Here is a 17,807-nt window from a genome sequence, read left to right as displayed (position 1 = left end):
TCACGCTGGCGCGGCGTCGCGCGCAGACAAGGCGGCGCGGCCGGGACGGCTATAAGCGATTCGAAAGTTTAGCATAACGAGCAGCAGCAGCAGGATTGCGGCGCCGCCGTTATGGGCGACTGCAATGGGCAACGGCCATTGCAGGACAATGTTGGAGAGGCCGGTGATGAACTGGATCAGCACCACCAGCAACACACCGTTGGCGGGACGGCGCAGCGATTCGAAGCGGCGCACCTTCAGCGCAAACCAGAGCAGATAAGCGATCACGACGATCGCAAAGGTCCGATGGGTCCAGTGGATCGCCACCAGCGCATCCTGGGTAATCATCTCGCCGTCGCCGGTCATGCCGAGCGCACGCCACAGGTGGAAGCCGTGCGCGAAATCCATCGGCGGAATCCATTGACCGTTGCAGGTCGGGAAGTCCGTGCAGGCGAGCACCGCGTAGTTGGTGCTGACCCAGCCGCCCAGCGCGATCTGCGCGACCAGCAACGCGAGACCAGCGAGCGCCGCCGTGCGCCACTGTGCCGCTTCGGGTTCATAGGCGGGCAGCGGCGTCTGGCGCGCCGCCAGCCAGCCGAGCGTGCCAAGCAGCGCGAGGCCCAGCAGCAGGTGCGTCGTGACGATCACCGGCTGCAGTTTGAGCGTAACGGTCCATGCACCGAACGCGCCTTGCACCAGAATCAACAGCAGCAGCGAAGTCGGCCACCACGGCGAGACGTGCAACGGACGCCGCTTGATGCGCGCGACCCACGCAATCACCGTCTGCGCGACGATCAGCACGCCGATCGCCATGGCGAAGTAACGGTGGATCATTTCGATCCACGCCTTGGTCATGCTGACGGGGCCGGTGGGCAGCGCCTGGTGAGCCGCGGCAATCGCCGCGTGGGCGACAAACGGCGAGGCCGTGCCGTAGCAACCGGGCCAGTCAGGACAGCCGAGCCCGGAGTCGGTCAGGCGGGTGAAGCCGCCGAACATCACGAGGTCCAGCGTCATGAAGGTGGTGACCCAGACAAGCTTGCGGAATTTATTGTCGTCGGCCCTGACCCATACGTAGGACAGCGGCAGCAACGCAATGCACAAGCCAATCAGGCCCAGTTGCAATACGAACATCTCTCTACCTTCTCGCAATAAACGCAGCGGCCAATAGTGCTACAGGGGTCCGATCCGCGGTACACCCTGGCGTGCGATAAAACGCCGCATCAGCCGATGCTCGACCACTTCAGCAGCTTGGTTATGTCGCCCTTGATCTTGCTCGGGTTCGGATCTTTCGGGAAACGCATCATCAGGTTGCCGTTCGGATCGACCACGAAGATGTGATCGGTGAGCGCCGTGCCGGCATCGACGGGCAGCCATGCCGCGAGGGCTGCCGGATCGGCAATCAGCTTGCGCGTGTCCGGATAGGCAGTCTGGATCACGTCGGCCACGTTCCCCGCGTCGGTGCGCAGCCAGACCTCGACGACCCGGTCGCGCTCCGGGCCTTGGGTGGCGCGCACCTGGCGCATGAAATACAGCTTGGTTACGCAGGCCTTGTCGCAGGCGCTGCTGTCGACCGAAACCATCAGCCACTTGCCGCGCAGCGATGCGAGTTTCAGCGGCTTGCCATCTTGCCCCGTCACCACCAGCGCATCGGGAATCGGCCGCTGCGGCTCGATGAGCGTGCCGTAGCTGGTGGTGCCGCCGCTCGGCTTGATCACGTAGTAGGTGAAATACGAGCCGACCACGGGGGCCGCACACACCAGCGCGATCAACAGCATCATCCAGCGGCCGCGTTGCCACGACCCTTTGCTGCGGGGCTGGCCGGGCATGACCGCAGGGCCGGCGGGTTTGCCGGCTTGCGGCGAACGGGGAGATTGCGTCGACACTACAGAACCTCTTTCAATAATTGCGCGGCGCGCATCAAGCGCTGGGCACGTGCTCTTTCTTTGCCGCGCGCCGCGCGGCATACAAGCCAAAAGCGAGCGCCGCGATGGCCATGCCCCACCATTGGAGCATGTAGCCGTAATTGCGTTCGACGTCGGTATCCGGGGCCGGCCAGTCGCGCACCAGCTTGTCGCCGTCGTCGCTCAACTGCTGGATCACGAACGGCTGCAGCGGCAGACCCGTCTCGGCGGCGTAGGCCCCCACGTCCAGATTCTGCCGGATCGACTGGTGCGGAGCCGAACCGCCCTGCCCCAGCTCGAACGCTCGGGTGGCATCGGCCCGCGCAATCCCTTCGATCTCGATCTGACCCGGCGGCGTGACGTACGGCGCGATCACGGTGCGGTCGTTGATGTTGCGCGGCAACCAGCCGCGATTGACCAGAACATAGCCGCCGTCGGCGAGTTTAAAGGGCATCACGACGTAAAAGCCCGGCTGATCGTTATACGGGCGATTGTCGAGATAGATCGCTTTGTCAGCGACGAAACTGCCGCGGGCGCGCACCCGGTGAAACTCGATGTCTTTCAACGCAATCGGGGCGCTGCCGATCGGCTCGGCCGGCGCGTTCTCGAACTGCGTAATGTGGGCCTGCAGCGCCTCTTTCTGATGCGCGCGATCGCGCTGCCAGAAGCCCAGCCGCACGGTTACCGCGACGACGATCAGGATCAACAGTGCGGGCAACCAGCGGATCTTCATTGCGCCTGCCCCACCGGTACACGGGGCGCCACGCACGGTGCGATAATAACCATATTGCCTTCGCGCTCCTGAATTTCAGCTGATTTCATGCACATTCTCGTTCCCATCGCCTTTGCCCTGATCATCGCCAGCATGGCCTCGGCGCTGTACTTCATGATGCACGACAAGGGTAAGACGAAACGCATGGTCTGGTCGCTGGCCACCCGGGTGGGCCTGTCGATCTCGCTGTTCCTCTTCATCCTGTTTGCGCACTGGATGGGCTGGATCCAGTCGACCGGCATCCCTTACGGCCGCTAGGCGACGGCGCGGGATTTCCGCGGCAGTTCCGCTTCAGTCCCGCTCCGTAAGCGCCCCATTAGCGCCCCAGAAGCAAAACGCCGCCCTGACAGGGTCGAGGGCGGCGCTGCGTCAGGCCTGCATACTACTCGTTGATTTCGCGGCCTGCAGCGAAACCGGCAATTCAAACGTCTGCACGTGACCCGCAGCAAAGACCGCGGTAATAAGTACTGCGCGCAGACCCGAAAGCTTTACAGCCAGTACACCACCACGTACAGCCCGAGCCACACCACGTCCACAAAGTGCCAGTACCAGGCCGCGCCTTCAAAGGCGAAGTGATGGTCAGCGGTGAAGTGGCCGCGAATCACGCGCACCAGCACCACCGTCAGCATCGTGCCACCGAGGAACACGTGGAAACCGTGGAACCCGGTCAGCAGGAAGAACGTCGAGCCGTAGACGCCCGAGGCCAGCGTCAGGTTCAGTTCGTTATATGCGTGGTAGTACTCGAAGCCCTGCAGGAACAGGAAGCACAGGCCCAGCACGACGGTAGCGGCCAGCCACGCGATCGTCTTGTTGCGATGGTTCTCACGCAGTGCGTGGTGAGCCACCGTCAGCGTCGCTCCCGAGGACAGCAGCAGCGCCGTGTTGATGGTCGGCACCGGCCACGGCTGCATCGACTTAAAGTGCGACACCAGCGTTGCCGGGCCGGTGTTCGGCCACACCGCAGAGAAATCCGGCCAGATCAGCTTGTAGTCGAGACTGCCCAGTTGATGCATGGCGATTTCACGGGCATAGAACAGCGCGCCGAAAAATGCGCCGAAGAACATGACTTCGGAAAAGATGAACCAGCTCATGCTCCAGCGGTACGACTTGTCGACGTTCTTGCCGTACATGCCGCCTTCCGACTCGGAGATCGCGTCGCCGAACCAGTGCCACAACGTGAAGAGCAGCCACAGCAAGCCGGCGAGCACCGTGATAGGCGCCCAGCTTTCGCCGTTGATCCACGCCGCAAGCGATGACAGCATGACCAGCAGCCCGATGGCCGCGCTGATCGGATGCCGCGACGGATGCGGTACGAAATAGTACGGGCTCTCGTTTTGACCGCTCATTCTTGATTCTCCACTTCAGTCCAGTTGTTCCGCTTGACCCGGTTAATCCGGCTGTCTCTTCGGCGGTGCGTCGATACCGCACCGCTTCACTCTAATCTTTGGGGCCGCGCTTTTGGCCCAAGGCCGCCCACTGTTGCCGCTTTTGTTGCTGCGCGCCGGGCCGCTTAGCCCACCACCGCGCGTACGACCAGAATCAGGATACCGATAAAGATGGCCGCACCGATCAGCGCCGCGAGCAGCACATGCAGCGGGTTGAGCTGACTGGCATCCGATTCCAGGTCGCGCCGCTTGCGCACGCCGAAAAACGCCCAGAACACGGCCTTCATCGACTGGCCGAAGCTGCTCTTTCGACCGCTACGACCCTCATCGCTCCCATCGTTGTGGCTCATTACCTTCTTCTTCCTTCGCCCGTCACGTGTGCCGCATCAGGCTGGCTCGGGTACCGTCACCGCAGCCTTGGCCGGCCCCGCCGTCCCGCTCGTCACCGGCGCGGGTGTATTGAGTTCGAAGAACGTGTACGACAAGGTGATCGTCTTCACATCCTTCGGCAATTTCGGGTCGACGACGAACACCACCGGCAACCGCTTGACCTCGTTTGCAGCCAACGTCTGCTGCGTAAAACAAAAGCATTCGATCTTCTTGAAGTACTCGGTGGCCTGCTTCGGTGCGTAGCTCGGAATGGCTTGCGCGTGGATCGTGCGCGCCTGTTCGTTGCTCACCGTGTACATCACCGTCGTAACTTCGCCGGGATGCACGTCGAGGCTGTGCTGCTCCGGCTTGAAACCGAGCGGGCCGCGCGCGTTCGCATCGAATTCGATCGAAATCGTGCGGCTCATGTCGACCTGCGTATTCTTCGCTTCCCGTGCCGTCGCGTCGCGCTGCACGAGATTGTTGATACCGGTAATCTGGCAGATCGCGCGGTACATCGGCACCAGCGCAAACCCGAAACCGAACATCAGGAACGCGACCACGACCAGCTTGATCAGCATCGACCGGTTAAACGAGCGGTCGGTCTCGAGCGGCGGTTGCGTCGACATCGAACTTCCTCAACAAGCCATCAAAACAGCTCAGACATCCAGCTCAGACAAACCCCTACACCGCACCAAGGCTCAGGAGAAAAAGCTCTGCCTGATGAAAATACCCACGAAAAACGCGGCGGCGATGGCAAGCATGATCAGACCGAGCCGCCGGTTGCCCGCGCGGATTTCCTCGGGCGTACGTCGCTGTTGTGGATTCCGGGTCATGCTGGAGTTTCTCGAACCTTTACTGCACTGATAAGGATCACCGCGCTGCCACCGTCCGACTCTGCGGCTTTGCTGCACCCGGCCTGGCGCTTATGCCAGGACCGGGTCAGAACCGGGAATGCCGCATCGAACAATTGCCTGGTTGACCGTTAGTCGACCGTTACTCGACCGTCGGCGGGTGTTCGAACGTATGGAACGGAGCCGGGCTCGGCACGGTCCATTCGAGACCCGTCGCGCCGTCCCACGGCTTGTCGCCGGCCTTTTCGAGCTCGCCGCCGCCGCGGTAAGCCGGCAGCGCCACAGCAAACAGGAAGTACACCTGGGCGAGGCCGAAGCCGAACGCGCCGATCGTGATGACCTGGTTCCAGTCGGTGAACTGCGCCGGGTAATCGGCGTAACGACGCGGCATGCCTGCGAGACCCACGAAGTGCATCGGCAGGAAGGCGAGGTTAAAGAAGATCATCGAGGCCCAGAAGTGGATCTTGCCGCGCGTCTCGTTGTACATCCAGCCGGTCCATTTCGGCGACCAGTAGTACCAGCCGGAGAAGAGACCGAACAGAGAACCCGCCACCAGCACGTAGTGGAAGTGCGCCACCACGAAGTAGGTACCGTGATACTGGATGTCGAGCGGCGCCATGGCGAGCATCAGGCCCGTCAGACCGCCGAACGTGAACACGAACAGGAAGCCCACCGCAAACAGCATCGGGGTTTCGAACGTCAGCGAACCGCGCCACATCGTGGCCACCCAGTTGAACACCTTCACGCCCGTCGGCACGGCGATCAGCATCGTGGCGTACATGAAGAACAACTGGCCGGTCACCGGCATGCCGGTGGCGAACATGTGGTGCGCCCAGACCATGAACGACAGGATGGCGATCGACGACGTGGCGTACACCATCGAGCTATAACCGAACAGCGGCTTGCGCGAGAACGCCGGAATCACCTGCGACACGATCCCGAACGCCGGCAAGATCATGATGTACACCTCGGGGTGCCCGAAGAACCAGAAGATATGCTGGTACATCACCGGGTCGCCGCCACCGGCCGCATTGAAGAACGACGTGCCGAAGTGGCGGTCGAACAGCAGCATGGTGATCGCACCGGCCAGAACCGGCATCACGGCGATCAGCAGGTAAGCGGTGATGAGCCACGTCCAGACGAACATCGGCATCTTCATCAGCGTCAGGCCCGGCGCGCGCATGTTCAGGATCGTCACGACGATGTTGATGCCGCCCATGATCGACGAGGCACCCATCAAGTGGACCGCGAAAATCGCGAAGTCCATGCCCGGGCCCATCTGCGTGGAGAGTGGTGCGTACAGCGTCCAGCCGGCAGCCGTGGCGCCACCCGGCGCAAAGAACGAACCCACCAGCAGGACCGCCGCCACCGGCAGCAGCCAGAAGCTGAAGTTGTTCATCCGCGCAAAAGCCATGTCCGATGCGCCGATCTGCAGCGGCACCATCCAGTTCGCGAAACCGACGAAGGCCGGCATGATCGCGCCGAACACCATGATCAGGCCGTGCATGGTGGTCAACTGGTTGAAGAACTCGGGACGCATGATCTGCAGGCCCGGTTCGAACAGTTCGGCACGGATCATCAGCGCCATCACGCCCCCGGAGAGGAACATGGTGAACGAGAAGATCAGGTACAGCGTACCGATATCCTTGTGGTTGGTGGCGTACAGCCACCGGCGCCAGCCATGCGGCGTCCCATGAGCATGGGGGTCGCCGTGGACGTGCTCGTGGCCCGCAACTACATCGTGTCCAACGCTAGACATGACAATCTCCTAATGCGAATACTGCGGTGCTGACCATGAACACGTCAGGCTGCCGAACTGATCTGAACACGGCGCGCCTCTTTGGGATCGCTGCCGCCAGTGACCGTTTCCGGCTTCTTTAAAATAATATGGTCTTCGGCAATGCCGGCGGCCTTCAGCGCGTCGCGCACGGCTTCGGCGCGGCTCTTGGCGAGCTTGGCGTTGAGGTCGGCCGAACCGGCTGCGTCGGTAAAGCCCGACACCGCAAACTTTGCGTCCGGGTGCGCCTTGGCGTAATCGGCAGCCGCAGCGACCGCTGCTTTCGCGTCGTCCGGCAGCGTGCTCTTGCCGGTTTCGAAGTAGACGTTAGCCGGCAGGGCTGCTGCGCTGTCCGAGGAAGCGGCAGCGGCCGGGGCGGCCGCGCTGGCAGCGCCCGCGTCACTCGCGGCTGCGCCGCTTGCACCTGCCGCAGCATCCGCGAGGTGGTTGCCACCTTCCGGCAGCTTGCCGTTGCGCGCGTCCGCAACCTGCTTCGGCTGGAGAATGTCGCCGGTGTGATTACCCCACGAGTTGCGCTCGAACGTGATGACCGAGGCGATCTCGACGTCGTTCAGCGTAGGCGCCCACGACGGCATCGCATTCTTGCCCTTCAGCACGAGGCTCACGTGTTGAGCGATCGGACCGTTAGCGATCTTGCTGCCGTCGAGCGCCGGGAACGCGCCGGCGCCCTTGCCGGTCGGCTGGTGGCAGACCGCGCAGTTCGATGCATAGACCTTGCCGCCGCGTTCCATCAACTCGGCCATGGTGTAGGTCTTGTTGGGATCGTCAGCGCCGGCGGCCATTTTCTTCTTCTGGTCGTCGACCCACTTGGCGTAGTCGTCAGCCGAGAGCACTTCGACCACCACCGGCATGAACGCATGTTCCTTGCCGCACAGCTCGGTGCAGAAGCCGCGGAACGTGCCGGTCTTGTCAGCCTTGAACCACGTGTCGCGCACGAAGCCCGGAATCGCATCCTGCTTCACACCGAAAGCCGGAACGTACCAGGAGTGGACCACGTCGTTGGCGGTGGTGATGATGCGGATCTTCTTGTCGACCGGCACCACCAGCGGGTTGTCGACTTCCTGCAGATAGGTGTCGCTCTTCGGCATCAGGCCGGCAACCTCGTCCCGCGGGGTGCTGAGCGTGGACAGGAAGCTGATGCCCTCACCCGGACCCTTCACGTAGTCGTAGCCCCACTTCCACTGGTATCCGGTCACCTTGATGGTCAGGTCGGAGTTAGTGGTGTCTTTCATCGCCACGACGGTCTTGGTGGCGGGCAGCGCCATCAGCACGACGATGACGAACGGGACAATCGTCCAGATGATTTCGACGGTGGTGCTTTCGTGGAAATGGGCGGCCTTGTGGCCTTTCGACTTGCGGTGAGCAAAGACCGAATAGAACATCACACCGAACACGCCCACGAAGATCACCGTACAGAGGATCAACATGAAGGTGTGGAGGTGATAGAGCTCCTCAGCGATAGCGGTTGCAGGCGGCTGGAGGTTGATCTCGTTGACGGCGGGGCCGCCCGGACTGTCACCCACTGCCAGCGCGGCACCGGCAAAGAGCAATCCGGTAAGCGCCAGCCCGCCCATGAGGGCTCGCTTGATTGTTTTCATAGCTTCCTTACCCAAAATTTCCATTCAAACCCTCGACCCCGCTGGAAGGCTGCCTCGCGCTCCCCTGGACGGCGCGAGCCCCGAGGCGACTAACAACGCCTGAGCCACATGCGCAATTCGCCTGCAAATTGCGCGCGCCGATACTGCGCGAGGTGTTGCCCAATCATGATCGTCTGGCCACGCGAGACCAGTTTGATGTGGTCACGCGGCGTTGCGCCCGGCTCGATCCGCACCCAGCGCGGATTGAATTCGAACTGCGTGACTTGCTCCGCGCTTACCTGCTCGATGACGAGCCGGTTCGGAAACAGCCTGATGCGTTCGTAATCCACAGCATGACGCGCGTATATTGCAAAAGCGATACCGACCGCTACCAACTCGATGCCGGTGAACGGCAGCACCAGCCAGGCGCCGATCAGATCCAGCATGAAAGCAATGAGCAGCGAAACCACCGCAAGCGACACATAGAACCATACGAACTGCTTCGGCGACACCGAACAGTTGCGCTTCATCGTCCAGTCCTTGAGGACCGGCTCCGACTCCGCCAGCAGATCAGATGACTCCATCGCTGTCTCCTGCGAGTGCCTCTTAACCTTGCCTGTTACCGCTGCCTGGTACCGCTTCTTGCCGACTTTTACTGCTGCCCAGCGCCTCGGGCCTGCCGCTGCGGGTGTGGGAGCTCCGAGCGGCAAACTGACGCATTATAGGCGCGTTCAATGGCATCCACAAGCAACGCCCTATCGGGCTGAAAGCCAGTCCCGACAAGCCTTTGCGCCATTTTGACGCATCCTGTGAAGCACTTTTGTCCCGGTAATTTCAGACATAACAGATGCCCTCTTTACCGCTTCAACGATTCCTTGACGGACCTCGTCCAATGTCCTCCAGACGCACGATTCCATGACCCTCGGCGGTCATGCGCGGCACTGCTTTCCACGCATGTCCGTAGATCACCTCGAAGGTCAGCGCGAGCGTGCCGTCGGGCCGCCGGCGCGCCTCGAGCGCGGCCAGCAGCGCCTTGTAGAGGCGCTGCGAGGCCGGGCCCGCGGCGCCCGCCACGGGCGAGCCGGTCTCGCGCTCGAACGGGTAAGCACCCCAGCGGCGCACATCCGCGAGCAGCGATTGCGGCGACTGATAGGTGATGGTCAGCGTCTCCTGGTCCATCACCGGAATCTCGAAGCCGCTCTCAACCAGCATATCGCCCAGGTCGTGCATATCCACGAAATCGATCACGTGCTTGCGCGACGGCACGCCGTGCGCCGCCTCCACTTCGGCATACGCGCCGCGCAGTTCCTTGAGTGTATCGGGACCAAGCGTGCTGAACATCAGCAGACCCCCTACCTTCAGCACGCGTTGCCATTCGGGAAATACGAGATCGGGCCGCGAGTGCCAGTGCAAGGCGAGGTTCGACCAGATGAATTCGAACGCGCTTGCTGCAAAAGGCAGTGCCGAGAAGTCCGCCTGGGCGAAGCGCGGGCCGCGCGCGCCGAGCGCCTTGCCGATCGAGGCCGGCAGGAAGCGCCGCCAGCTCGTGTCGCCGGCGTCGTGGTGCAGCGCCCGGGTGAGCATGGCATGCGAGAGGTCGGTGCCGAACACCGGGGCTTCGGGAAAGCGCTCGCGCAGTCCTGGCAGGTCGTCGCCTGCGCCGCAGCCCGCATCGAGCACGGCAGCCGGGCTGACCTTGATGTAGTCAAGACGCTCGCGCATGCGCTGCGCAATCTCGCGCGGCAGGAACGCCACATCGTCGAAAGTCGCCGCGCGGCGGTCGAAAATCCGCTGCAGGCGCCGGGAATCATAGGCCGGACGGCCAGATTTTGCGGGAGATGGGGGCATGGGAGTCACACGGACGAAGAGCACGAAGTATACTCGCTCGCTCCCCTCCATTCAGCGCAGGAGGCCTTTCGCGGGCGGCCCATCGATGCGATTTCAGGCGTCAGTTTCTTCACCTTGCGGCCGGCTTGCAGAGTTTGCGACCCGGTTGGGTTCGTCATGGCCGCGCCTTGCGCAGGCCGCCCTGCCGAATCTTTGCACACTATGCGGCAATTTGTCGCAGAGCGCGCTCTGCCGGGGTTGTGACGAGGCTTATGCGAATGAAACGCGCTTGCGTTGCACGGTCTGCGCGGTCCCGTTGTCCAGTTCGCGGCCGGGCAAGCGTGCCGGTTACCGGTGCGCGGACTGTGTCGCCACGCCGCCGCCGTTCGATGCCACCCTTGCACTGGCCGACTACCGGGCGCCGCTCGATACGCTGGCAGTCGGTCTGAAGTTTCGCGCCCGCCTGAGGCTGGCCGACGAATTCGCGCAACGGCTCGCGCGGCTTGCGGACGATATGCTGGACACATCCGAATGGCCCGATGTGATGGCGCCGGTGCCGCTCGCGGCGAAACGCCTCGTCGAACGCGGCTACAACCAGGCGTGGCAGATTGCCAGACCGCTGGCCCGCGCGCTCCGCGTGAAGAGCGACGCCACGCTGCTCGCGCGCGTCATCGAGACCGCGCCGCAGTCGCGCCTCGATCTCGACGCGCGCCGGCAAAACGTCGGCCAGGCGTTCAGCGTCACTGGCCCGGTGCACGGTTTGCACGTGGCCGTGGTCGACGATGTCATGACCACCGGCGCCACGCTCGAAGCCCTCGCGCACACGCTGAAGGCCGCCGGCGCGCGGCGCGTCACCAACTTCGTCGCGCTACGCACGCCGAAAAACTAGTCTCCACTGGCTCACATCATGTTTAACGTCGTACTCGTCGAACCCGAAATCCCGCCGAACACCGGCAATGTCATCCGCCTGTGCGCCAATACCGGCGCCCGTTTGCATCTGATCGAACCGCTCGGCTTCCCGCTCGACGACGCCAAGATGAAGCGCGCGGGCCTCGACTATCACGAGTATGCGCAGATGCATGTGCATGCCAATTGGGCCGCGTTTCTGGCCAGGGAAGCACCGGATCCGGCGCGCATGTTTGCCTTCACGACGCGCGGCTCGGGCGCTTTTCACGCCCATGCGTTCCTGCCCGGCGACTGGTTCGTGTTCGGTGCGGAGACGCGCGGCTTGCCGGATGACGTGCTGGGGCAGTTCGCTGCCGAACAGCGGGTGCGCTTGCCGATGCGGCCCGGCAACCGCAGCCTGAATCTGTCGAATACCGTTGCGGTGGTGGTGTTCGAAGCCTGGCGTCAGGCCGGTTTCGAAGGCGGCGCCTGAGGGCGGGAAGCCTGTCGGGTGTGGTCAGCCAAGGCGGCCCAATGCGGCTTGGTAATGCGCGAACATGGCGTCGTCGAAACAGGCGAACACTACCTGCTCAATGGCCGGTATGCGCGGCAGCGTGTCCACGACTGTGCCCACCGCGATGCCGACCGCCTCTTCCGCGGGAAAACGGTAGATGCCGCAGCTGATAGCAGGAAACGCGATGCTCTCGCAGCGCGCCTGCCCGGCTAGCTCGAGCGAGCGCCGGTAGCACGACGCCAGCAGCTCGGCCTCGCCTCGACCGCCGCCCTGCCAGACGGGGCCCACCGCATGTATCACGTGCTTCGCCGGCAACTGGTAGCCAGCGGTGATTTTCGCGTCGCCGGTTGCGCAGCCGCCAAGCGTTTCGCATTCGCGTAACAGCGCGCGCCCTGCTGCACGATGAATCGCGCCGTCTACGCCGCCTCCGCCCAGCAGCGAACTATTGGCAGCGTTGACGATCGCGTCGAGCGCCAGCGTCGTGATGTCGACGACGCGCGCCTCGAGCGAGCAATGACCTGATGTGAACATGGAGAACCTCGCCATCCGAAACGTCTATAAGACGTGGACAGCGAGGATAGGACAACGGTTCAGCACAAAGCGGAGCGCCCCGATTACTCGGCTTTGGCGTCCCGGCGCAGCAGCGCGTTGACGGCATCGCGCGGGGCGACCCCATCGAACAACACGGCGCAGACCGCCTCGGTGATCGGCATGTCGATCGAATGAGCGCGAGCGATCGCCAGCACGGCTTGCGCACAACGCACCCCTTCGGCCACGTGACCGAGACCGCCCAGGATATCGTCGAGCGTGCGCCCAGCGGCCAGTTGCAGGCCCACCGTGCGGTTGCGCGACAGATCGCCGGTGGCAGTCAGGATCAGGTCGCCAAGACCGGTGAGACCAGTGAAGGTCTCCGCCCGGCCACCGAGCGTCACGCCGAGGCGCGACATTTCGGCAAGGCCCCGTGTGATCAGCGCGGCCCGCGCATTGAGGCCGAGACCCAAGCCATCAGCGATACCCGTCGCGATAGCCAGCACATTCTTCACCGCGCCGCCCACCTCCACGCCGACGACATCGTCGCCGGTATAGATGCGCATGGCGCCATGATGGAATGCCGCCACGGTGCGCTCGCGGCAAGCCGCCGAGCCACTCGCGATGGTCAATGCGACCGGCAAGCCCTGCCCCACTTCACGTGCAAAACTGGGACCCGACAGCACGCCGTTGCTGGCGTGACTGGACAGCTCGGCGGCCACGACCTGATGCGGCAACAACTGCGTATCCGCTTCGAAGCCCTTGCAGAGCCAGACCACATGAGCCGGCACCTTGCCCGCAGCACGCATGGCCTGGAACAGCCCGCGCAAACCAGCAACGGGCGTTGCGACGACGCACAGCGCATCGTCGGCGAGCGCGTGGCTCAACGCCGCCTCGAGATCGGCTTCATAGCGAAGCCCAGCCGGCAAAGCAACGCCCGCCAGATAGCGGGCGTTTTCATGCGCGGCGGCGAGCTCGGCGACCAGCGCCGGCTCACGCGCCCACAGCACCGTATCGTGCCGCACAGCCAGATGGCCCGCGAGAGCGGTGCCCCATGCACCAGCGCCGAGAACGGCGACTTTCATACCCGGCACTGCGCGCGACGCTTAGTGCGTGACGCCGTTCTGCGCCGCGCCGTCTTGCGAGCCGAGCTGCGCGAGACGTTGCTCGTACAGGGCCTGGAAGTTGATTTCGGCGAGGTGGATCGGCGGGAAACCGGCGCGGGTGATCGCGTCGGCGATGTTCGAGCGCAGGTACGGGAACAGGATCGTCGGGCAGGCGATGCCGACCAGCGGGTCGATCTGCTCAGCCGGAATGTTGCGGATATCGAAAATACCGGCTTGCTTGGCTTCGATCAGGAACGCGACCTTGTCCGACACCTTGGCGGTCACGGTGCCCGTAACGAGGATTTCGAACACGGTGTCGGCGAGGCGCTCGGCCTTCACGTCGACTTCGACTTCGACCGACGGCATTTCCTGTTCGAGGAAGATGGCCGGCGAATTCGGCTGCTCGAGCGACATGTCCTTCAGGTAGATGCGCTGGATGTTGAAGAACGGCTGGTTATTCTCGTCGGACATGATTGGATGTTCCCTGATATGGTCATTGCAGCGCGCCATGCTCCCATGGCACGCCGGATCGATGCGATGCGCCCCGCCCACCAAGGGGCTCGGCACACCGGCTTGTTTCGGTACTGTCTTGCTCGCGCGCTGCCGCTTAAGCTAGCTGCGGCGCGCTTATGCGGCTTCGAGCAGCGGCATCAGGCCGCCCGCGCGATCAAGCGCGGAAAGGTCATCATAGCCGCCCACATGCGTCTCGCCGATGAACACCTGAGGAACCGTACGGCGACCCGTGCGGCTCATCATTTCTTCACGCCGGGCCGGGTCTTTGTCGATCAGGACCTTTTCGACGTTCTCGACGCCGCGCGACTTTAAAAGACGTTCGGCCATCTGGCAATACGGGCACACCTGGGTGCTGTACATGAATACCTTGTTCACTTCGCTGCTCCTTGTTTCACAACCGGCATGCCGGCTTGCTGCCAGGCGTTCAGGCCGCCTTCCAGCACATGGACTTCGGCGTAGCCCGCGTCCTGCACGACGCGCACCGCCTTGTTCGACTGCTGGCCGGTCTGGCATACCAGCAGCACCGGGTTGCTCTTGTTCTTCACGAGCTGGCCGACCTTCGCCTGCAACTCGGCAAATTCAAGATGCCGTGCCGAGGGCAGATGACCGTTGGCGAACTCCGCCGACGGCCGCAAATCGATAACCACGGCGTTGCGGCGGTTGATCAGCTGGGTGGCAGCGGCAGCGGACAGCCCGCCGCGGCCCCGGCGGCTGATCGACGGCCACAGGAGCAACCCACCGGAGATGAGGACGATCGCGATGAGTACAAGGTTTGTGTAATCGGTGAAGAACTTCACGGAAAATCCGCCGAAAAAGAGAGAAATCGGAATGAGGCAATCCGACCATTATAAAATAACCGCCTGACGCGATGGCGACGGCCCGTTTGGCCGAGTACGCCACGCTTTACCGCTTCCTTACTACCGACCGGCCATCTTATGTACAAACTCGTTCTCATCCGCCACGGCGAATCGACGTGGAACAAGGAAAACCGCTTCACCGGCTGGGTCGATGTCGACCTGACCGAGCAAGGCAATCGTGAAGCGCAGCAGGCGGGCGTGCTGCTGAAGGAATCGGGCTATACGTTCGACATCGCCTACACGTCGGTCCTCAAGCGCGCGATCCGCACCCTTTGGCACGTGCAGGACCAGATGGACCTGATGTACCTGCCGGTGGTCCACTCGTGGCGCCTGAACGAGCGCCATTACGGTGCGCTGTCGGGTCTGAACAAGGCGGAAACCGCCGCGAAGTTCGGCGACGAGCAGGTGCTGGTCTGGCGCCGCAGCTATGACACGCCGCCGCCCGCGCTCGAGCCGTCCGACGAACGCACCGCCTACAACGACCCGCGCTACGCCAAGGTGCCGCGCGAACAGTTGCCGCTCACCGAGTGCCTGAAGGACACGGTGGCGCGCGTTCTGCCGATGTGGAACGAATCGATCGCGCCGGCCATCAAATCGGGCCGCAAGGTGCTGATCGCCGCCCACGGCAACTCGATCCGGGCTCTCGTGAAGTACCTCGACAACATCTCGGACGACGACATCGTCGGCCTGAACATCCCGAACGGCGTGCCGCTCGTGTATGAACTGGACGAGAACCTGAAGCCCATCACGCACTACTATCTGGGCGACCAGGAGGCGATCGCCAAGGCCCAGGCCGCGGTCGCGAAGCAAGGCAAGGCAGGCTGAGTCCAGCGGTGAGGCCGCAGCAAGGCCCCACAATGAGACGCACCGGCGGCGCATCTGCGCCGCTCATTTGGGCTCCTCACTGCCATGCTGATTCGCTGCATAACACGCAATACAAAACTGCAGGAAACACGCTGTGCGCCCTGGTAGAAACCCGCCAGGCGCTCGGCGCAACAACACCAGCGCGTCCGCCGCGGCGTGCGTCTTTCCGGTTACGGCACATTTCTTCCATACCGCAGCGCAAATCCTCAGAACCTGGCACGCCACACGCTGTCGAACTGCGATTACTATGCTGTGCACTGCCTGAGCGGGTGTGCAGTTATACTTGTCCGTCCCCATCTCTTTGACGCTGCCACGCGCTTCCGACCGCAACAGACTCTATGCGAAAGAACCTGAAAAATATCGGCCTGATTGCCGCGGGCCTTGCTACCGGCGTTTTTGCAACACTGCAACTTTCCGCCTCGGCCCAGCAACCTGCCAGCAGCGCGGTCGCCCCGCTGCCGCTCGACCAGTTGCGGCTGTTCGCCGAAGTTTTCGGACAGATCAAGCACGAATATGTCGAACCGGTCGACGACAAGAAGCTCCTCACGGCCGCCATCAAGGGCATGGTCTCGAGCCTCGACCCGCACTCGTCGTATCTCGACAAGACCGATTACGAAGAACTGCAGGAACAAACCAAGGGCCGCTTCGCCGGCCTCGGTATTGAAATCTCGTCGGAAGACGGCCTGATCAAGGTGATCTCGCCGATCGAAGACACGCCGGCATTCCGCGCCGGCATTCGTCCGGGCGACCTGATCACACGCATCAACGACAAGCCGGTGCGCGGCATGACGCTCGACCAGGCCGTCAAGCAGATGCGCGGCGACCCGGGCACCAAGGTCACGCTGACCATCTTCCGCAAGACCGACGACCGCACCTTCCCGCTCACCGTCACGCGCGCCATCATCAAGGTGCAGAGCGTGAAGATGAAGATTCTGGCGCCGGGTTATGCGTATATCCGCATCACGAGCTTCCAGGAACGCACCACGCCTGATCTGGCTGAAAAGCTCCAGGAAATCGCGCGTCAGCAGCCGAACCTGAAGGGTCTGGTCCTCGACCTGCGCAATAACGGCGGCGGTCTGCTGCAAAGCGCGGTGGGTGTGGCCGGCGCATTCCTGCCGCCGGATTCGGTGGTGGTCTCGACCAACGGCCAGATTCCGGATTCGAAGCAGGTCTACCGCGACACCTACGACAACTACCGCCTGCCGTCGTTTGACAACGATCCGCTGAAGGACGAAGCGCCGATCTTCAAGACCGTGCCGATGATCGTGCTGACCAACGCCTACTCGGCGTCGGCCTCGGAAATCGTCGCCGGTGCGCTGCAGGATCAGCATCGCGCGCTGATTGTCGGCAAGACGACCTTCGGCAAGGGTTCGGTGCAAACGGTGCGTCCGATGACAGCCGACACCGCGCTGCGCCTGACCACGGCGTACTACTACACGCCGAGCGGCCGTTCGATCCAGAACAAGGGTATCCGCCCGGATATCGCGGTGGATCAATACGCGGACGGCGATCCGGACGACGCACTCGTGACGCGCGAAGTGGACTATTCGAACCACCTTGCGAACACGCAGGATCCGAACGAGAAGAAGGAACAGGAACAGCGCGAGCAGGATCGCATGGACCAGTTGCGGGTGCTTGAAGAGCAGAACGACAAGAAGACGCCGGAACAACGTCAGAAGGACCGCGACCGTAAGCCGGTCGAGTTCGGCTCGGCTGACGACTTCATGCTGCAGCAAGGCCTGAACAAGCTGGAAGGCAAGCCGGTGCAGGAATCGAAGTCGCTCTCCGAACGGCGTCTGGCGCAGAACAAGCCGGAGCAATCCGCTTCGGCGCCGGTTGCGGTCAAGCCGACCACTCCGGTGCCGGGCGCATCGGCCACCACGCCGGCTTCCGCGCCGGCCCCGGCCTCGCAAAGCAACTAAGTAGCAAGCCTCATCCACGGGTCTTCGCGGCACACGCTGCGAAGACCCGTTTCCTTAAGCGCGCTTAAAATAACCAGAACGAACACTCGCGCAGCAGCGTCGTGCCTGATCCTGTAGAAGGCCTGCCTGCCGTCAGCGCGCGATTCACCCCTGCGC

General features: G+C 63.1%; 21 protein-coding genes. 5 read left to right on the top strand and 16 right to left on the bottom strand.

What is annotated here, in order from left to right; all coding sequences use genetic code 11:
• The 3 genes from BLQ92_RS13035 to BLQ92_RS13025 all read right to left on the bottom strand — a co-directional run bounded on the left by BLQ92_RS13035 (position 1) and on the right by BLQ92_RS13025 (position 2,613).
• Complete coding sequence (locus BLQ92_RS13035; RefSeq protein ID WP_090684917.1) at positions 1–1,110, bottom strand: COX15/CtaA family protein; 1,110 nt, start codon at positions 1,108–1,110, stop codon at positions 1–3.
• Positions 1,111–1,199: 89 nt separating this feature from the next.
• On the bottom strand, positions 1,200–1,862 hold the full coding sequence (locus BLQ92_RS13030; protein WP_090684916.1) for an SCO family protein: 663 nt from the start codon (positions 1,860–1,862) through the stop codon (positions 1,200–1,202).
• Between the two features lie 34 nt (positions 1,863–1,896).
• Positions 1,897–2,613: an SURF1 family protein gene (locus BLQ92_RS13025; protein WP_090684915.1), complete on the bottom strand. Its 717-nt coding sequence runs from the start codon at positions 2,611–2,613 to the stop codon at positions 1,897–1,899.
• Positions 2,614–2,700: 87 nt separating this feature from the next.
• On the opposite strand from BLQ92_RS13025, the gene BLQ92_RS13020 reads away from it, so the two are divergent.
• Positions 2,701–2,910, top strand: a complete 210-nt coding sequence (locus BLQ92_RS13020; RefSeq protein ID WP_090684914.1) for a twin transmembrane helix small protein — start codon at positions 2,701–2,703, stop codon at positions 2,908–2,910.
• 230 nt (positions 2,911–3,140) lie between these two features.
• On the opposite strand, the gene BLQ92_RS13015 is transcribed toward BLQ92_RS13020, so the two are convergent.
• The 8 genes from BLQ92_RS13015 to BLQ92_RS12980 form a co-directional block, all read right to left on the bottom strand.
• On the bottom strand, positions 3,141–3,998 hold the full coding sequence (locus BLQ92_RS13015) for a cytochrome c oxidase subunit 3 (RefSeq protein ID WP_090684913.1): 858 nt from the start codon (positions 3,996–3,998) through the stop codon (positions 3,141–3,143).
• A gap of 164 nt (positions 3,999–4,162) precedes the next feature.
• On the bottom strand, positions 4,163–4,387 hold the full coding sequence (locus BLQ92_RS13010; RefSeq protein WP_090684912.1) for a DUF2970 domain-containing protein: 225 nt from the start codon (positions 4,385–4,387) through the stop codon (positions 4,163–4,165).
• A 36-nt stretch (positions 4,388–4,423) separates the two neighbouring features.
• Positions 4,424–5,035 (bottom strand): cytochrome c oxidase assembly protein, encoded by a 612-nt coding sequence (locus BLQ92_RS13005; RefSeq protein WP_090684911.1) that lies wholly within the window; start codon positions 5,033–5,035, stop codon positions 4,424–4,426.
• 72 nt (positions 5,036–5,107) lie between these two features.
• Complete coding sequence (locus BLQ92_RS40420; RefSeq protein WP_090684910.1) at positions 5,108–5,242, bottom strand: cytochrome oxidase small assembly protein; 135 nt, start codon at positions 5,240–5,242, stop codon at positions 5,108–5,110.
• Between the two features lie 160 nt (positions 5,243–5,402).
• Entirely contained in the window at positions 5,403–7,019 is a 1,617-nt protein-coding gene (gene ctaD / locus BLQ92_RS12995) for a cytochrome c oxidase subunit I (RefSeq protein WP_090684909.1), read from the bottom strand.
• A 44-nt stretch (positions 7,020–7,063) separates the two neighbouring features.
• Positions 7,064–8,680 (bottom strand): cytochrome c oxidase subunit II, encoded by a 1,617-nt coding sequence (gene coxB / locus BLQ92_RS12990; protein WP_090684908.1) that lies wholly within the window; start codon positions 8,678–8,680, stop codon positions 7,064–7,066.
• 65 nt (positions 8,681–8,745) lie between these two features.
• Positions 8,746–9,219 (bottom strand): DUF2244 domain-containing protein, encoded by a 474-nt coding sequence (locus BLQ92_RS12985; RefSeq protein WP_090684907.1) that lies wholly within the window; start codon positions 9,217–9,219, stop codon positions 8,746–8,748.
• A 280-nt stretch (positions 9,220–9,499) separates the two neighbouring features.
• Positions 9,500–10,483: a methyltransferase domain-containing protein gene (locus BLQ92_RS12980; RefSeq protein WP_090684906.1), complete on the bottom strand. Its 984-nt coding sequence runs from the start codon at positions 10,481–10,483 to the stop codon at positions 9,500–9,502.
• An 85-nt stretch (positions 10,484–10,568) separates the two neighbouring features.
• On the opposite strand from BLQ92_RS12980, the gene BLQ92_RS12975 reads away from it, so the two are divergent.
• Both BLQ92_RS12975 and trmL read left to right on the top strand, forming a co-directional pair.
• On the top strand, positions 10,569–11,351 hold the full coding sequence (locus BLQ92_RS12975) for a ComF family protein (RefSeq protein ID WP_090684905.1): 783 nt from the start codon (positions 10,569–10,571) through the stop codon (positions 11,349–11,351).
• 18 nt (positions 11,352–11,369) lie between these two features.
• Positions 11,370–11,840 (top strand): tRNA (uridine(34)/cytosine(34)/5-carboxymethylaminomethyluridine(34)-2'-O)-methyltransferase TrmL, encoded by a 471-nt coding sequence (gene trmL / locus BLQ92_RS12970; protein WP_090684904.1) that lies wholly within the window; start codon positions 11,370–11,372, stop codon positions 11,838–11,840.
• 24 nt (positions 11,841–11,864) lie between these two features.
• On the opposite strand, the gene BLQ92_RS12965 is transcribed toward trmL, so the two are convergent.
• The 5 genes from BLQ92_RS12965 to BLQ92_RS12945 all read right to left on the bottom strand — a co-directional run bounded on the left by BLQ92_RS12965 (position 11,865) and on the right by BLQ92_RS12945 (position 14,805).
• The gene (locus BLQ92_RS12965) at positions 11,865–12,392 is read right to left on the bottom strand and encodes an O-acetyl-ADP-ribose deacetylase (RefSeq protein ID WP_090684903.1); all 528 of its coding nucleotides are present in this window, start codon (positions 12,390–12,392) and stop codon (positions 11,865–11,867) included.
• An 83-nt stretch (positions 12,393–12,475) separates the two neighbouring features.
• A complete protein-coding gene (locus BLQ92_RS12960) occupies positions 12,476–13,474 on the bottom strand; it encodes an NAD(P)H-dependent glycerol-3-phosphate dehydrogenase (RefSeq protein WP_090684902.1) in 999 nt (332 codons plus the stop codon).
• 21 nt (positions 13,475–13,495) lie between these two features.
• Positions 13,496–13,966: a protein-export chaperone SecB gene (secB, locus tag BLQ92_RS12955; protein ID WP_074300905.1), complete on the bottom strand. Its 471-nt coding sequence runs from the start codon at positions 13,964–13,966 to the stop codon at positions 13,496–13,498.
• 156 nt (positions 13,967–14,122) lie between these two features.
• Positions 14,123–14,383, bottom strand: coding sequence for a glutaredoxin 3 (grxC, locus tag BLQ92_RS12950; protein WP_090684901.1), 261 nt, complete (start codon positions 14,381–14,383; stop codon positions 14,123–14,125).
• On the bottom strand, positions 14,380–14,805 hold the full coding sequence (locus tag BLQ92_RS12945; RefSeq protein WP_090684900.1) for a rhodanese-like domain-containing protein: 426 nt from the start codon (positions 14,803–14,805) through the stop codon (positions 14,380–14,382). Before BLQ92_RS12945 ends, grxC begins: the two co-directional genes overlap by 4 nt.
• Positions 14,806–14,943: 138 nt before the next feature.
• On the opposite strand from BLQ92_RS12945, the gene gpmA reads away from it, so the two are divergent.
• Complete coding sequence (gene gpmA / locus BLQ92_RS12940) at positions 14,944–15,690, top strand: 2,3-diphosphoglycerate-dependent phosphoglycerate mutase (RefSeq protein ID WP_090684899.1); 747 nt, start codon at positions 14,944–14,946, stop codon at positions 15,688–15,690.
• A 377-nt stretch (positions 15,691–16,067) separates the two neighbouring features.
• Positions 16,068–17,651: a S41 family peptidase gene (locus BLQ92_RS12935; RefSeq protein WP_090684898.1), complete on the top strand. Its 1,584-nt coding sequence runs from the start codon at positions 16,068–16,070 to the stop codon at positions 17,649–17,651.
• The last annotated feature ends 156 nt before the right edge of the window (positions 17,652–17,807 follow it).

Origin of the sequence: Paraburkholderia phenazinium, from assembly GCF_900100735.1 — a bacterium.
GTDB lineage: Bacteria > Pseudomonadota > Gammaproteobacteria > Burkholderiales > Burkholderiaceae > Paraburkholderia > Paraburkholderia phenazinia.
The sequence above is the reverse complement of the archived record's forward strand: the minus strand, read 5'-3'. Positions and strand labels throughout refer to the sequence as shown.

What these genes read in the sequence shown, in the direction of transcription:
- BLQ92_RS12935 (WP_090684898.1), top strand. Translation starts at nt 16,068, where the DNA reads ATGCGAAAGAACCTGAAAAATATCGGCCTGATTGCCGCGGGCCTTGCT.
- ctaD (WP_090684909.1), bottom strand. Translation starts at nt 7,019, where the DNA reads ATGTCTAGCGTTGGACACGATGTAGTTGCGGGCCACGAGCACGTCCAC.
- BLQ92_RS12975 (WP_090684905.1), top strand. Translation starts at nt 10,569, where the DNA reads ATGCGATTTCAGGCGTCAGTTTCTTCACCTTGCGGCCGGCTTGCAGAG.
- BLQ92_RS40420 (WP_090684910.1), bottom strand. Translation starts at nt 5,242, where the DNA reads ATGACCCGGAATCCACAACAGCGACGTACGCCCGAGGAAATCCGCGCG.
- coxB (WP_090684908.1), bottom strand. Translation starts at nt 8,680, where the DNA reads ATGGAAATTTTGGGTAAGGAAGCTATGAAAACAATCAAGCGAGCCCTC.
- BLQ92_RS13020 (WP_090684914.1), top strand. Translation starts at nt 2,701, where the DNA reads ATGCACATTCTCGTTCCCATCGCCTTTGCCCTGATCATCGCCAGCATG.
- BLQ92_RS12980 (WP_090684906.1), bottom strand. Translation starts at nt 10,483, where the DNA reads ATGCCCCCATCTCCCGCAAAATCTGGCCGTCCGGCCTATGATTCCCGG.
- BLQ92_RS13005 (WP_090684911.1), bottom strand. Translation starts at nt 5,035, where the DNA reads ATGTCGACGCAACCGCCGCTCGAGACCGACCGCTCGTTTAACCGGTCG.
- BLQ92_RS13035 (WP_090684917.1), bottom strand. Translation starts at nt 1,110, where the DNA reads ATGTTCGTATTGCAACTGGGCCTGATTGGCTTGTGCATTGCGTTGCTG.
- BLQ92_RS13025 (WP_090684915.1), bottom strand. Translation starts at nt 2,613, where the DNA reads ATGAAGATCCGCTGGTTGCCCGCACTGTTGATCCTGATCGTCGTCGCG.
- BLQ92_RS12960 (WP_090684902.1), bottom strand. Translation starts at nt 13,474, where the DNA reads ATGAAAGTCGCCGTTCTCGGCGCTGGTGCATGGGGCACCGCTCTCGCG.
- gpmA (WP_090684899.1), top strand. Translation starts at nt 14,944, where the DNA reads ATGTACAAACTCGTTCTCATCCGCCACGGCGAATCGACGTGGAACAAG.
- BLQ92_RS12965 (WP_090684903.1), bottom strand. Translation starts at nt 12,392, where the DNA reads ATGTTCACATCAGGTCATTGCTCGCTCGAGGCGCGCGTCGTCGACATC.
- secB (WP_074300905.1), bottom strand. Translation starts at nt 13,966, where the DNA reads ATGTCCGACGAGAATAACCAGCCGTTCTTCAACATCCAGCGCATCTAC.
- BLQ92_RS13015 (WP_090684913.1), bottom strand. Translation starts at nt 3,998, where the DNA reads ATGAGCGGTCAAAACGAGAGCCCGTACTATTTCGTACCGCATCCGTCG.
- trmL (WP_090684904.1), top strand. Translation starts at nt 11,370, where the DNA reads ATGTTTAACGTCGTACTCGTCGAACCCGAAATCCCGCCGAACACCGGC.
- BLQ92_RS13010 (WP_090684912.1), bottom strand. Translation starts at nt 4,387, where the DNA reads ATGAGCCACAACGATGGGAGCGATGAGGGTCGTAGCGGTCGAAAGAGC.
- BLQ92_RS12985 (WP_090684907.1), bottom strand. Translation starts at nt 9,219, where the DNA reads ATGGAGTCATCTGATCTGCTGGCGGAGTCGGAGCCGGTCCTCAAGGAC.